13 protein-coding genes and 1 pseudogene are annotated in these 13,831 nt (G+C 67.1%); 9 read left to right on the forward strand and 5 right to left on the reverse strand.

Annotation, left to right across the window (positions count from 1 at the left end; translation table 11 throughout):
* Positions 1–28: 28 nt before the first annotated feature.
* A complete protein-coding gene (locus O1Q96_RS35240) occupies positions 29–1,435 on the reverse strand; it encodes a sensor histidine kinase (protein ID WP_269252013.1) in 1,407 nt (468 codons plus the stop codon).
* A 9-nt stretch (positions 1,436–1,444) separates the two neighbouring features.
* Positions 1,445–2,131: a response regulator transcription factor gene (locus O1Q96_RS35245; RefSeq protein WP_269252014.1), complete on the reverse strand. Its 687-nt coding sequence runs from the start codon at positions 2,129–2,131 to the stop codon at positions 1,445–1,447.
* 281 nt (positions 2,132–2,412) lie between these two features.
* Between O1Q96_RS35245 and O1Q96_RS35250 the strand changes: the two genes are divergently transcribed.
* The 4 genes from O1Q96_RS35250 (at position 2,413) to O1Q96_RS35265 (ending at position 5,797) form a co-directional block, all read left to right on the forward strand.
* Positions 2,413–3,189, forward strand: a complete 777-nt coding sequence (locus tag O1Q96_RS35250) for an amino acid ABC transporter ATP-binding protein (protein ID WP_217459586.1) — start codon at positions 2,413–2,415, stop codon at positions 3,187–3,189.
* 96 nt (positions 3,190–3,285) lie between these two features.
* Positions 3,286–4,131 carry a glutamate ABC transporter substrate-binding protein gene (locus O1Q96_RS35255; RefSeq protein ID WP_269252015.1) on the forward strand — a complete coding sequence of 282 codons (846 nt, stop codon included), beginning with the start codon at positions 3,286–3,288 and terminating at the stop codon, positions 4,129–4,131.
* Between the two features lie 95 nt (positions 4,132–4,226).
* Positions 4,227–4,895, forward strand: coding sequence for an amino acid ABC transporter permease (locus tag O1Q96_RS35260; RefSeq protein WP_269252016.1), 669 nt, complete (start codon positions 4,227–4,229; stop codon positions 4,893–4,895).
* Positions 4,892–5,797, forward strand: a complete 906-nt coding sequence (locus O1Q96_RS35265; protein ID WP_269252017.1) for an amino acid ABC transporter permease — start codon at positions 4,892–4,894, stop codon at positions 5,795–5,797. Before O1Q96_RS35260 ends, O1Q96_RS35265 begins: the two co-directional genes overlap by 4 nt.
* Before the next feature lie 572 nt (positions 5,798–6,369).
* Here the strand turns inward: O1Q96_RS35265 and O1Q96_RS35270 are convergent.
* Complete coding sequence (locus O1Q96_RS35270) at positions 6,370–6,720, reverse strand: hypothetical protein (protein WP_269252018.1); 351 nt, start codon at positions 6,718–6,720, stop codon at positions 6,370–6,372.
* A gap of 902 nt (positions 6,721–7,622) precedes the next feature.
* On the opposite strand from O1Q96_RS35270, the gene O1Q96_RS35275 reads away from it, so the two are divergent.
* Positions 7,623–8,225 (forward strand): response regulator transcription factor, encoded by a 603-nt coding sequence (locus O1Q96_RS35275; protein ID WP_269252019.1) that lies wholly within the window; start codon positions 7,623–7,625, stop codon positions 8,223–8,225.
* 283 nt (positions 8,226–8,508) lie between these two features.
* Positions 8,509–10,104, forward strand: a complete 1,596-nt coding sequence (locus O1Q96_RS35280; RefSeq protein WP_269252020.1) for an FAD-dependent monooxygenase — start codon at positions 8,509–8,511, stop codon at positions 10,102–10,104.
* 22 nt (positions 10,105–10,126) lie between these two features.
* Here the strand turns inward: O1Q96_RS35280 and O1Q96_RS35285 are convergent, their stop codons facing one another.
* The gene (locus O1Q96_RS35285) at positions 10,127–10,996 is read right to left on the reverse strand and encodes an IS5 family transposase (RefSeq protein WP_269246383.1); all 870 of its coding nucleotides are present in this window, start codon (positions 10,994–10,996) and stop codon (positions 10,127–10,129) included.
* Positions 10,997–11,331: 335 nt separating this feature from the next.
* Here O1Q96_RS35285 and O1Q96_RS44365 point away from each other — a divergent pair, with 335 nt between their 5' ends.
* The 3 genes and pseudogenes from O1Q96_RS44365 to O1Q96_RS35295 form a co-directional block, all read left to right on the forward strand.
* Complete coding sequence (locus tag O1Q96_RS44365; RefSeq protein ID WP_309544753.1) at positions 11,332–11,403, forward strand: putative leader peptide; 72 nt, start codon at positions 11,332–11,334, stop codon at positions 11,401–11,403.
* A 76-nt stretch (positions 11,404–11,479) separates the two neighbouring features.
* A complete protein-coding gene (locus tag O1Q96_RS35290) occupies positions 11,480–12,031 on the forward strand; it encodes a cupin domain-containing protein (protein ID WP_269252021.1) in 552 nt (183 codons plus the stop codon).
* Positions 12,028–12,459: pseudogene (locus O1Q96_RS35295) on the forward strand (rhodanese-like domain-containing protein); the annotation flags it as partial. The gene O1Q96_RS35290 and the pseudogene O1Q96_RS35295, both read left to right, overlap by 4 nt.
* A 377-nt stretch (positions 12,460–12,836) precedes the next feature.
* Here the strand turns inward: O1Q96_RS35295 and recX are convergent.
* Positions 12,837–13,829, reverse strand: coding sequence for a recombination regulator RecX (gene recX, locus O1Q96_RS35300; protein WP_269252022.1), 993 nt, complete (start codon positions 13,827–13,829; stop codon positions 12,837–12,839).
* Between the last annotated feature and the right edge of the window lie 2 nt (positions 13,830–13,831).

The following is a 13,831-nucleotide window of genomic DNA, read 5'->3' on the forward strand; positions in this document are numbered from 1 at the left end:
CGCCCGCTGAGGGCCCGTGCAGGCCCGGTCAGGCGCCGGGTACCGTCCGTGGCACGGTGACCGTCACCTTCAGCCCGTGCGGGTCGTGGGAGGCGTACGTGATGGAGCCGCCGCCCGCGGAGAGCAGCGCCCGGGAGATCGACAGGCCGAGGCCCGACCCCTTGATGTTCTGATGGCCGGCGCTGCGCCAGAAGCGGTCGCCGACACGGGTCAGCTCCTCGTCGCTCAGGCCGGGTCCGCGGTCGGTCACGACGATCCTGGACACCTCGCCGTTCGAGGTCACCTCGACCTCGACGCACTCGCCCTCGGGCGTGAACTTCAGCGCGTTGTCGATGACCGCGTCCAGGGCGCTGGAGAGGGCGACGGGGTCGGCCCAGGCGGTCGTGGCGGGGCAGGTTCCGACGAGTCGGACGCCCTTGTCGTCGGCGACCGGCGACCAGGAGGCCACGCGTTCGGCGGTGAGCTCGCCGATGTCGGTGAGCCGCAGGTCCGCCTCGGCGTGCTCGGCGAGGGCGAGGTCCAGGAGGTCGTCCAGGACATGGGCGAGACGCTTGCCCTCCGTACGGACGGAGGCGATCTCCTCGTTGCCCTCGGGCAGTTCCAGGGCGAGCAGTTCGATACGCAGCAGCAGGGCGGACAGGGGGTTGCGCAGTTGGTGCGAGGCGTCGGCGACGAAGGCGCGCTGCTGCTCCAGGACGTCCTCGACGTTGTCGGCCATCTCGTTGAACGACCGGGCCAGGCGCCTGAGTTCCGGTGGTCCGCCGGCCGCGGCGACCCGGGACTTCAGGCGGCCGGTCGCGATGTCGTGGGTGGTGGCGTCGAGGACGCGTACGGGCCGAAGCACCCAGCCGGTCAGGCGCAGCGCGGCGCCGAGCGCGAGAAGCATCGCGGCGGCCTCGCCGGCACCGATGACGAGCCAGCCGTGCAGGATCCTCGAGCGCATGGGCCCGGTGGGCGAGTCGGTGACCACCACCGCGACAACGTCACCGTCCCGGACGACGGGCGACGCGACGACGAGACGGTCCCGCTGCCACGGCCAGACCTGCGCCGGGTCGTGGCTGCGGCGGCCCTGCAGGGCTTCCTCGAAGGAGTCGTGGAGTTCACCGGCCCCGGGGAGGTACCAGTTCTGCGGCGCGTTCGCCATGACCTTCTTGTCGCGGTAGAAGACGCCGGCGCTGATGTCGTACAGATCCTGGTATGTGTGGAGTTCCTGCAGAAGCGTCTTGCCGCGCGGTTCCGTGGGGCTGACCCGTGACCCCTCGGGGCGGTCGGCCACGAACTGGGCGAGGGACGCGAAGCGCGCCGTGTCGTCGATCCGGTCGACGACCACCTCCTGCTGCTGGGCCGCCGCCAGGCTCACCGCGAGGGGGACGCCCAGGGCGAGCAGAATGGCCGCCATCAGGATGATGAGCAGCGGGAGAAGGCGTGTGCGCACCTGGGCCCGCTACGCGGCGGGCGCGACGAGCCGGTAGCCGACGCCGCGCACGGTCTCGATGAGGGCCGGCATGCGCAGCTTGGAGCGCAGCGACGCGACGTGCACCTCCAGGGTGCGGCCGGTCCCCTCCCAGCTGGTGCGCCAGACCTCGCTGATGATCTGCTCCCGCCGGAACACCACTCCGGGGCGCTGCGCGAGGAGCGCCAGCAGGTCGAACTCCTTGCGGGTCAGCTGGACGACGGAACCGTCGACGCTGACCTGCCGTGTGGGCAGTTCGATGCGCACGGGCCCGAGGTGCAGCGCGGTGTCGCCCGACGCCGCGGCGTCGTCGGCGACGGTGCGCCGGGCGACGGCGTGGATACGGGCGAGGAGTTCGCCGGTGTCGTACGGCTTCACCACGTAGTCGTCGGCGCCGAGGTTGAGTCCGTGGATGCGGGAGCGTACGTCCGCGCGCGCGGTAACCATGATCACGGGCGTGCTGGTCCGCTTGCGGATCTTGCCGCAGACCTCGTACCCGTCCTGGTCGGGCAGACCGAGGTCGAGGAGCACCACTCCGAAGCCGGCGCCTTCCGGGACGAGCGCCTGGAGGGCCTCCTCGCCGCTGCGGGCGTGCGTGACGTCGAAGCCGTGACGTGCGAGGACCGCGGACAGAGCGGCCGCCACGTGGTTGTCGTCCTCGACGAGGAGCAGTCTCATTTTGGCCCCCTTCGGTTCATCGGTCGTACGTTCTCGGCGGATAGACGTGCAGCACGCGCGCGTGCACCCTGGAAGTCAGGCCGATGGACGCGGACGGCGTCAAGCATGTTCGGGGCGCGGCCCCGTTCCGTTACGCAGCCGGTACGCGCCCGGAGCGGCCTTCACGAAGAGTGTCCGTTTGCTGCCGGATCGTTATGCTCAATTTCCCCTCAGATGTAATGACGCTGGTCGTGCCGCGTTACTACTGTCCTCGCAACCGAGGAGGACGGAGCAAGAGGCCGATGACCGAAGTATCGGTGACCAAGGACGCCGTACCCGCGGCCGACGATCTGGTCGTGCTGAAGAACGTCAACAAGCACTTCGGCGCGTTGCACGTGCTCCAGGACATCGACCTGACCATCGCTCGTGGTGAAGTCGTCGTGGTCATCGGACCCTCCGGGTCCGGAAAGTCCACCCTGTGTCGCGCCATCAACCGCCTGGAGTCGATCGAGTCGGGAAGTATCTCGATCGACGGAAAGCCGCTGCCGGAGGAGGGCAAGGAACTCGCCCGCCTGCGCGCCGACGTCGGCATGGTCTTCCAGTCCTTCAACCTGTTCGCGCACAAGACGGTGCTCGAGAACGTGGTGCTGGGCCAGCTCAAGGTCCGCAAGACCGACAAGAAGGCCGCCGAGGAGAAGGCGCGCGGGCTGCTCGACCGTGTGGGCGTCACCGCCCAGGCGGACAAGTACCCCGCGCAGCTCTCCGGCGGACAGCAGCAGCGTGTCGCGATCGCACGGGCGCTGGCGATGGACCCCAAGGTCATGCTCTTCGACGAGCCGACGTCGGCTCTCGACCCGGAGATGATCAACGAGGTCCTGGAAGTCATGCAGCAGCTCGCGCGTGACGGTATGACGATGGTCGTAGTCACACATGAGATGGGTTTCGCCCGTTCGGCCGCGAACCGCGTCGTCTTCATGGCGGACGGACGCATCGTCGAAGAGGCTGTGCCGGACCAGTTCTTCAGCAACCCGCGCAGCGACCGGGCGAAGGACTTCCTGTCGAAGATCCTGCACCACTGACGACCTGCGTCATTCATGACCCGCTTCACCCGCACCCGCCGGTCTGCGGCATCGACACCGAGGGCCCGTTCCTCTTCACCGCAAAGGATGTTCACCATGAAGCTTCGCAAGGTCAGCGCTGCGGCTGCCGCCGCGCTGGTTCTCTCTCTGACCGCGACCGCCTGCGGCGGCGACGACAAGGACAGCGACACCGGCTCGGGCTCTGGCGGCGGCGACAAGATCAAGATCGGCATCAAGTACGACCAGCCCGGTCTCGGCCTCAAGGAGCCGGACGGATCCTTCGCCGGCTTCGACGTCGACGTGGCCACCTACGTGGCCAAGGAGCTCGGCTACGAGCCCAACCAGATCGAGTGGGTCGAGACCAAGAGCGCCGACCGCGAGAACGCGCTCGCCCGCGGCGACGTGAAGCTCATCGCGGCCACTTACTCGATCAACGATGAGCGCAAGGAGAAGGTCGACTTCGCCGGCCCCTATCTGCTGGCCCACCAGGACCTGCTGATCAAGGCGGACTCCGACATCAGCAAGGGCACGGACCTCAACGGCAAGAAACTGTGTTCCGTGACCGGCTCCACCTCGGCGCAGAACGTCACGAAGGAGATCGCCCCGAAGGCCCAGCTCAAGGAGTACGGCGGCTACTCGGAGTGCATCGCCGCCCTGCAGAGCGGCGCCGTGGACGCCGTGACCACCGACGACTCGATCCTTGCGGGCTTCGCCGCCCAGGACAAGTACAAGGGCCAGTTCAAGCTCGCCGGGCTCAAACTGAGCAATGAGAACTACGGCGTCGGTATCAAGAAGGGCGACACCGCGACCGCGGACAAGGTCAACACCGCCCTGGAGAAGATGGTCAGCGACGGCGCTTGGCAGAAGGCCGTCGACGCGAACTTCGGTCCGGCCAATTACAAGAACGAGCCCGCCCCGAAGATCGGCAACATCGTTTCCTAACGCAGGAACCCGCAGGCACGCCGCCGCCGCCACGATCGCGGCGGCGGCGCGCTGCGCCCTCCACGTACGCCACATACCCGGAAGCGCGGGAGATTGTGTTCGACTTTCTTGAAGGCTACGACGTCCTAGGGGCGTTCTGGATGACGGTGAAACTCACCGTCCTCTCCGCCATCGGCTCCCTCGTCTGGGGCACCCTGCTGGCCGCGATGCGGGTAAGCCCGGTCCCGCTCATGCGCGGGTTCGGCACCGCCTACGTGAACATCGTCCGGAACATCCCCCTGACCGTCATCATCGTCTTCACCTCGCTGGGCCTAGCCGACATCTTCGGCGTGACGATGGGCGCCTCCGACGACTTCGATGTGCAGGGCTTCCGGCTGGCCGTGCTCGGTTTCGTCGCCTACACCGCGGCCTTCGTCTGCGAGGCGATCCGCTCCGGCATCAACACCGTGCCCGTCGGCCAGGCCGAGGCGGCACGCGCCATCGGGCTGAGCTTCAGCCAGATCCTGCGCCTCATCGTCCTGCCGCAGGCCTTCCGCTCGGTCATCGGACCTCTGGCCAACGTGCTGATCGCGCTGACCAAGAACACGACCGTGGCGGCGGCGATCGGCGTGGCAGAGGCCGCCGCCCTGATGAAGGAAATGATCGAGAACGAGGCACAGACGCTGGCCATCGGCGCGGTGTTCGCCTTCGGGTTCGTGGTACTGACCCTGCCCACCGGCCTCATCCTCGGCTGGCTGAGCAAGCGACTGGCGGTGAAGCGATGACCTCCGTCCTCTATGACACTCCCGGCCCCCGGGCCAAGCGGCGCAATGTGATCTTCTCAGTGGTCTTCTTCGTCCTGCTCGCCCTCTTCCTGTGGTGGATCTGGCGGGCCATGGACGACAAGAAGCAGCTTGAGTGGTCCCTGTGGGAGCCGTTCACCACGTCACAGGCCTGGACGACGTATCTGCTGCCGGGCCTCGGCGACACGCTGAAGGGCGCGGCGCTCGCCATGGTGATCGCCCTTCCGCTGGGCGCGTTCTTCGGTATCTCACGCCTCTCCGACCACCGGTGGGTACGGGGGGCGGCCAGCACGGTGGTCGAGTTCTTCCGGGCGATCCCGGTTCTGCTGCTGATGCTGTTCGCCAACGAGTTCTACGTCCGCTACACGGACATCAGCAGTGAACAGCGCCCCCTGTACGCGGTCGTCACCGGCCTGGTGCTCTACAACGCTTCCGTGCTCGCCGAGATCGTACGGGCCGGAATCCTCTCCCTTCCCAAGGGGCAGTCGGAGGCCGCCATGGCGGTCGGTCTGCGCAAGGGCCAGGTGATGACCAACGTCCTGCTGCCGCAGGCCGTCACCGCGATGCTGCCGGCCATCGTCAGCCAACTCGTCGTCATCGTGAAGGACACCGCGCTGGGTGGCGTGATGCTCGGGTTCACTGAGCTGCTCAACTCGCGTAGCACGCTGGCGGCCAACTACGCCAACGTCATCCCCAGCTTCATCGTGGTGGCGGTCATCTACATCGTGCTGAACTTCATCCTCACCAGCTTTGCGAGCTGGCTTGAGGGCAGGCTGCGGCGGAGCAAGAAGGGCACGGGCGCGGTCCTTGGGGTCGACGACGTTGACGACATCAACGCCGGCGAGGTGGGGGGCACGGCGGCGACCGGCGCCCGCGGTGCCTGAGTGGCAGGAAAACTGTTTGATCCGTACGGAGGCAGTGGTGTGATGCCACTGCCTCCGCTGCTTGGACGAAAGCACCCGTAGAAGACTGGGCCCGCACTCGGGAGCGTGCACCGTACTCCAATGGCCAGTTGGTGTACGTTCGGCCGCAGGGTGGTGTTCCAGGCCACTGGGGTGGTGTAGGTGGAGACGGTCAGAGAGACCCTCTGAATCAAGCGATATCCGCCACATTGACATCTGCATGGTGTACTCGCCTTGAAGTAATTCGAGAAGCAGGACTCCGCGGCAGCCTGGAAGAATATTTACGTCACCCGCTGATGAGGTTCGTGGACCACTGCTTCGGCGGAAGCGGAGAGCAGGCGGCCGCCTGGTCGGCTCGAAACGCAGGCGGAGGAAATCCGCAGCAGACCAGCTCACCGCCACCCAACCCGCCCTATATTTGCTGCCACGCTGGCCTACGCTCGCCCGACCGGGAAGTCCTTCCTCTGGTATCCCCATCGCCTACGTCTCTGCTTTCCCCCACAACGCGAATCGGCCGCCAACCGAAGTTGACGGCCGATAACGAACTATCGAGACTAAGAGGCCTTCGTCATGAACCCGGCCGTTAGCGATGCCGACTCCGGCGGGCACCAAACAATAGAAGGGCTGCCGCCGGACTTCCAGACCCCCGCCTCGCGGTCAATCAATTCACCAGTGAGCAGCCTTTTACAAACCACGATCGCCTTATAGTGTCCGCCATTACTCTTGTTGCACTTGGCGGTAGCACCCTGCTGCCCATCCGGGTTGAATATTTGCGCCGAGCATCCGGTGGGATGGGCCTTTACAGCGACCGGACCTGCGGGAGCTGCCGCAGCCGCGCCTTGAAACCCCATGACGGATGCCGCGATAAAACCGGCGGACACCAGCGCTGACCAATGCTTCTTCATTTCTTTGAACTTCCTCTCAACGGTATTTTTTGGATCATGCCACGTACGGCGCCTCGATACCTCATAAGGCCCTAGTTAGGCTTGGTCTCAAAGCCCGCAACCGAAGGCCGGCTGGCTCCGTGACAATACGCATAGGAAGGCGTGTTGTTCTTCAGCCAATTACCCACGACCGCCGTCACCTTCCCGGTCTCGGGATCCTTACAATTCGCGATGGCACGGTAGTGGCCGCCATTACTGTTCTGACACTTGGCGTAGGTTCGCCATGCGTCAGCGATTCCGGAGGTGCAGCCGGTTGGGTGCGCCTGTGCGCCGGTGGTGCTGGCTGATGCGGTGGCGCTGACACCGAGCGAGAACGCACCGGTGAGAAGCACTCCAAGTGCCGGCACAACGACGGCGCGTCGGACACGAGTACTCTTAAACATTTTCCTTCACCCTCACTACTTCTTCAGTCGTAACACAGCTTGAGGACCCCTGCAGGAGGCTCGCCTTCTCCAACTAATCTCTCGGAGTTGTCGCACGCATGACACCCCCTGATGGACGGAAGTCGCACTCGCTCCCCCCTACATAGGGGGTTGACATCCTCCAGGAAAGACTCCGCACTCAGCGCCAACTGGCACAATTGCAAACGATCACCCCCTACGACGCAAAGGGGGCACATACGCGATGGGTGATAAATGAAGAATGCCCAAAACAGCAAGAGTAGAAGCTCAAGGCAGGCTCAATTTTATTTGATCACACCCGAAATTCTCCAGCCAGATTGATAGACTGAGGGCAGTACATCTTCTCGAGCTCCCTCATGACCAGAGCGGCAGCCTTTGCAGGGCAGGAATTGACCGGGGGGTTAAATGATGCGAGTCGCACTTATTGACGATCGGTGCTTTTTCCGAGCAGGCGTGCGGGCTATGTTGGAATCTCAGCTCAAACTGAGCGTGGTGGCCGAAGGGAAAACACGCGAGATGCCATCCTTGATTAAAATCACACGCCCTGAGCTTATCCTGGCATTCTTTTCTTCATACAAGGATGCAATCCAGCCCCTCATTCAACTTAAGCGGATTGTACAATCTCCGGCCGCCCTCGTCATAACGGAGTTCATCTCAGAAATAGGGGCGCGCCATCTACTCAACCTTGGCGCAGCCGGAATACTGCTGCAAGAAAGCGCGTCACAGCATCTGCCATGGGCAGTTACTGCGGCATCCCGCGGGGGCTGCGCCCTCTCACCTGAGATCTCCAAACAGGTTATTCATGAATACACTGCACCAATCACAGAGTCGGTACAGAAGAGAGCTGCACAGGAAAAAATCTACACCCTCACCACAAGGGAGCGCGAAGTCCTAGAATTACTGAGTGAGGGACTCCAAAATCAAGCCATAGCCAACGCCCTGACCATCAGTCCGGGGACTGTGAAGGATCACGTACGGTCCTTGTGCTCGAAACTGAATGTCGGCAGCCGCCTCCACGCTGCTCGCATCGCATGGCAGGCCAACGAACTCGACGTCTCTGCTTGACTTTGCGACGAACTCTCAAGATTTCTCATCGCGCCAAGTGAGGATGCGCAGCCCTGGTGACCACACCGATGTAGGTTGCCTGGAGTCATAGCTCTGCGGCTTCCCGCATGGCTCGGTCCTGATTCGGTAGCCCTTGCCGACCAGCAGGAGTAAGCCACTGCCTCCGTCACTTGACGCAAGCAGCGGCAATGGGTTGCATACGTTCTGTGATCGTGTACCCCGCTCCACCTGCAAGTCCCGGTAGGACACTCAGGACGCCGCTCCGGGTAGGGGGCACCGCGCCGTGGACCCGGTGATCATTGTCGGAGCGGGGCCCGTAGGACTCACGCTCGCCCTGGCGCTGGCGCGTCAGGAGGTTCCGTCGGTCGTTCTGGACGAGGGCCCCGGAAAGGACGAACAGCGGCTCGCGCGCACGGTCGTCCTGCGCGAGGACACGGCCGCTCTGGTCGAGCGGCTGACGGGCATCCCTGTCACCGAGGCCGGTTTTCGTTGGGCCGGATGGCGGTCGCTGCGGCGCAAGCAGGTGATGCGTCAGATCACGTTCGGCGAGGACGAGCCCGCCCTCCTGCACATCCCCCAGCACGTACTGACCGCTGCCCTGCGGGAGGCGATCAAGGCCGAGCGCCTGGTGAAGGTCGCCGTGGAGAGCCGTCTCGACTCCGTCGAGCAGGAGACCGCGGGCGTGACGGCGCACACGCGGGGACCCCGGGGGACGTGGTGGCGCGGCAGCTATCTGGTCGGCTGCGACGGACCGCGCTCGACGGTGCGAAAGCTCCAGGACATCCGCTTCCCCGGCCGCACCGCAGTGGAACGACACGCCGTCGCGGCGCTGCGGGCGGAACTCCCGTGGCCGGGTGAGGCGTTGTTGCACCGTATGCCGCCGTGGCGTATGTCGGGCCCCTCGGCCGGAGAGGTGACCGCACGACCGCTCGCCGAGGACGTCTGGCGTCTGGACTGGCTGCTGCCGCCGGGGAAGGACCTGGTCACGCCGGACCTGCTGGTGGCGCGCGTCCGCGAGACCCTCGCGGGCTGGAGCGGGGGCACCACGCCGCCGTACGAGCTGCTCGACACCGGAGTCCACACGGTCCATCACCGGCTGGCGCGCCGGTGGCGGTCCGGCCGTGTCTTCCTCGCCGGGGACGCGGCGCATCTGCTCGGCGCCCTCGGCACTCAGGGCCTCGACGAGGGGCTGAGGGACGCCGACAATCTCGCGTGGAAGCTGGCTCTCGCCTGGCACCACGGTCCGCACGAGCCGCTGCTCGACAGCTACCAGGTGGAGCGTCGCTCGGTCGTCGCGGCCCGGCTGCGCGCCGCCGACCAGGCCTTGCCGGTGCTGCGTGCCGGGGGCCTGCGGTCCGCGGTGCCGGGGTCGGCACGCGGCCATGACGCCCTGCTCACGGACGGCCATCTGGGGCGCGGTCCATTGGGTGAGCCAGGGGCGTACGCCGATTCGCCGCTTGCGCCTCCGCACGCCGAGTCCTCGGTCGAGGTCGACACGGCGCTCGGAGCTCCGGTCGCCGACGCGCAGGTGACGGCGGAGGACGGTTCGTCCGTGTCGCTGCGGGACCGGCTGGGCCGGGGAGCCCTTCTTGTCCTGCTGATCGCGCCGGGGACCGTGGTATGGGAGCGCAAGCACTGGGTGACGGCCGGGATCATGCCGCGTCTCGCCGCCGCCGTGACCGCACTGCCGCACCGGGCCGAGCTGCTGGTGGCGGAGAGCTACCCGGGCGCCGCCCCGCACACGGTGCTGCTGATCCGCCCGGACGGGCACCTGGTCACGGCGTTGAGCGGCGTACGCCCGGCGGATCTGTACGAGGCGGCGGAGGCGACACTGGGTGGCCCGCGGGCCACGGCGGAGGCCACCGCGGGCACCTCCTGAGAGGTCGTTTTCTTCCAGTGTTTTATCCCGGAATCAGATGTTTGGTCTGCGGTGTCGGGTCGCGCCAGGAGATGGTGTTCTCGCCGGTGAGGCGGCGGGCCATCAGGTCGGTCATGGCGAGATGGATCATGGCTTCGGAGCGGGCGGGAAGGGTTTCGTAGTCGCGGGCCAGGCGGCGGTGGAGCATGAGCCATCCGTAGGTCCGCTCGACCGCCCACCGCTTCGGGATCGGGGTGAAACCCCTGGTCCCGGGTGTGCGGGCGGTGATTTCCATGTCGATGCCGAGGGTGGCGGCGTGCTCGACGAGGTGCTGGCGGTAGCCGCCGTCGACCCACACCTTGCGGATGCCGGGATGGCCGGCGGCAACCTGGTCGAGGAGCTGAGTGCCGGCCACGGAGTCCTGGACACTGGCCGCGGTGACCAGCACCGCCAGCAGCAGGCCGAGCGTGTCGGTCACGATGCTCCGCTTTCGGCCCACGATCTTCTTGCCGGCGTCGATGCCCTGGCTGGAGGCGTGAACGCTGGAGGAGGTCTTGACGCTCTGAGCGTCGATCACACAGGCCGACGGCTCGGACTCCCGTCCTTCCTTCTGTCGCAACAGCTGCCTGAGCAGACCGTTGAGCTGGGCGAACACACCTTCCTGCTGCCACTTCGTGAAGTAGCCGTAGACCGTGTTCCAGTGCGGGAAGTCGTGCGGGAGGTAGCGCCACTGAACCCCGGTCCGGTCCACATACAAGATCGCGTCCATGATGTCGCGCAGATCATGCTCGGGCGGCCGGCCGAAGTCCAGGGCCCTGCCGCGGCGCTCGAAGCGCCAGGCGGACAACACCGGCTCGACCAACCCCCAGCGGGCATCGGACAGATCACTCGGATACGGACGTCGCGCAGACATGCTTCCGGCATACCGCTCCGGACCAAGTGCGCCCAGGCGCACATCGGTGACGGCAGAAGCACGCAGAAGAACCGGGCGTCCTGGGATGAGACAGGAACAAGCCTCATCCCGCACCGCCCGTCACCCCATCCGATTCACAGGCCCCAATCACTCCCGCTGCCCCTTCCGCACCACAGTCCCACGCCCTGGGAACCGGTTTATATATGAGCAGTACGGATGAAAACGACCTCTGAGAGCCCGTTGTCGACCCTCTGCCGACTGTTTGTCCAGTCGGTGACACTGAGTTGACCGGTCCGCACCGTCATGGTGTACTCCGGATCGTGACCGACACCTGTGTGCGCCTGTGGCGGAGGGTCCATATGGACCTCGTCCGCTATGCGGGCTGCGTGTGTCGCCCGTCCTGCTGAATTCGCATCGCTCCCCCTGCGCCTGCCACCTCTGTGCTGCGGCGCCCCCACGCGAACGCCTCTCAGGACGGTACCTGTGTCTGTGTCACCCTCTGTCCCCGCATCCGCCTACTCCGCGGCCTCCGCTCAGGTCCGCAGGCCCACCCAGGCCGAGCTGCTGGACTTCGTACGGCGCACGGCCGCCGACGCCGAGCTGATCGCGTCGCTGCCTCTCGATCCCGAGGGCCGTACGTGGGTACGGCTCGAGGGGCCCGGCGGCAGCGAGGCCTGGCTCATCGGCTGGCCACCCGGCACGGGCACCGGCTGGCACGACCACGCCGAGTCGGTGGGCGCCTTCCTCACCGCGTCGGGTGAGCTCAAGGAGAACTCACTGGTCGCGCGGCTTCCCACCGACGGCTGGAAAACCCTCGAACTCACCGAGGGGATCGACCGTGAGCGGCGGTTGTCGGCGGGCAAGGGCCGTTCCTTCGGCCGCCACCACGTGCACGAGGTGCTCAACGAGTCCACGCAGGAGCACGCCGTCTCCGTTCACGCCTACTACCCGCCGCTGCCGCGGATCAGCCGCTACAGCCGCAGCGGACAGGTCCTGCGCCTCGAGCAGGTCGAGCGCCCCGAGGACTGGCAGTGACGGTCGAGCGACCCGAGGCGGCCGAAAGCACCGTGGCGGCCGAAGGCCCCGCAGGGATCGACGAGTTGCTGGAGCAGGTGCGTGCGGGTCTGGATCGTGTGGAGGCCATGGCCGCGTACGAGGCCGTTCGTGCGGGCGGGGCGCTGCTCGTCGACATCCGGTACGCGGCGCTGCGTGAGCGCGACGGTCTGATTCCCGGGGCACTCGTCGTCGAGCGCAACGAGCTGGAGTGGCGGCTCGATCCAGTGGGCAGCCACCGCGTTCCCGAAGCAACGGGCCACGACCTGCGCGTCGTGGTCGTCTGCAACGAGGGGTACGCGTCGAGCCTCGCGGCCGCATCCCTGCGGCAGTTGGGACTCCATCGGGCCACTGACCTGGTGGGAGGCTTCCAGTCCTGGCGGAGGGCAGGACTGCCGGTGACTGCCGCTACGGCCGACGGCGCGGATGCACCCACACCCGCGTCCTCGGCTCCGGCTCCGGCTCCGGCTCCGGCTCCGGCTCCGGCTCCGGCTATTTGAGACCCTCGGCCCTCGGCAGGCAGCGAAGACCCTCTCGCCCGCAGTCGGACCATCCCTCAGCGTCCCGGCATCTCCGGAGCCGCCTCGCCGACTCCGGGCCCGCCCCACGGCTCCGGACCCGAACGCGGTGGGCGCCCCCGCGCGTCCACCGTGCCCAAGCTCCAGCGCCGTACGCGGGCCCGGAGTCGGCGGGCCGCTATGGACCGGCCCAGAGCCGACGGGCGTCGGCCGCCCGGCCCTGAGGCGGGCAGCGCCCGCCGCACTGGACGGCCCGTCCGGGATCCCTCTCAGAACGCCTCGTCGCCGAGGAACTCCGTGTCCTCGCCCTCTTCTTCGAGCGCCTGCCGGACCACGCGGAGGGCTGTGCCCTGGGAGTAGCCCTTGCGGGCGAGCATGCCCGCGAGACGTCGTATGCGCTTGTCGCGGTCGAGGCCGCGTGTGGAGCGCAGCTTGCGCGCCACGAGGTCGCGTGCGGTCGCTTCCTCCTGGTCGGAGTCGAGTTGCCCGACCGCCTCGTCGATCAGTGTGGCGTCCACACCCTTGTTCCTCAGCTCCTGGGCGAGTGCCCGCCGGGCGAGGCCCCGGCCGTGATGGCGGGACTCCACCCAGGCGTCCGCGAAGGCACCGTCGTTGATCAGCCCGACCTCTTCGAAGCGGGACAGCACCTCGTCCGCCACGTCGTCCGGGATCTCACGCTTGCGCAGTACGTCCGCGAGTTGTTTTCGCGTGCGCGGGGTCCCGGTGAGCAGGCGCAGGCAGATCGCCCGCGCCCGCTCAGCCGGGTCCCCTGGGGGCTCCCCCTTCTCGGCCCTCGACGAGGAAGGGGGGCCTCCGTCCTGTGGGCCGCCGGAAGCCTCTCCGAAGCCGCGCCGGCGACCGCGCGCCCGGCCGGTGCGGCCTCCGCGACTCCGGCCGCTCTCGTCCCGTGACCCGCCGCCCCGCGCTTCGTCGTCCCCGTACGGCCAGTCACCGCCACCGCCACCGCCTCGGCCGGCACCACGCCGTGATCCGCCGCCCGGTGAACCGCCACCGTCCCGCGGATCGTCACCGTGGGACGAGCCGGCGCCACGGCGTGCGGCGCCGACCGGTCGGCCGTCGCCCCCGTGATCGCCGTATCCCCCACCGGTGTCCGAGGCGTCCGGGCCGTACGGCTCGTCACCGCCGTACGGCTCGCCCCCTTCGCTGTCCCTGTCTCCGGCACAACCGATGCCTTCCCCGTAGCCCTGCCCCTCGGGGGCGACGGGGTAGACGTGCTCGGCCCAGTCCGATCGTCGTGTCACGG

Origin of the sequence: Streptomyces aurantiacus, from assembly GCF_027107535.1 — a bacterium.
Taxonomy (GTDB): Bacteria; Actinomycetota; Actinomycetes; order Streptomycetales; family Streptomycetaceae; genus Streptomyces.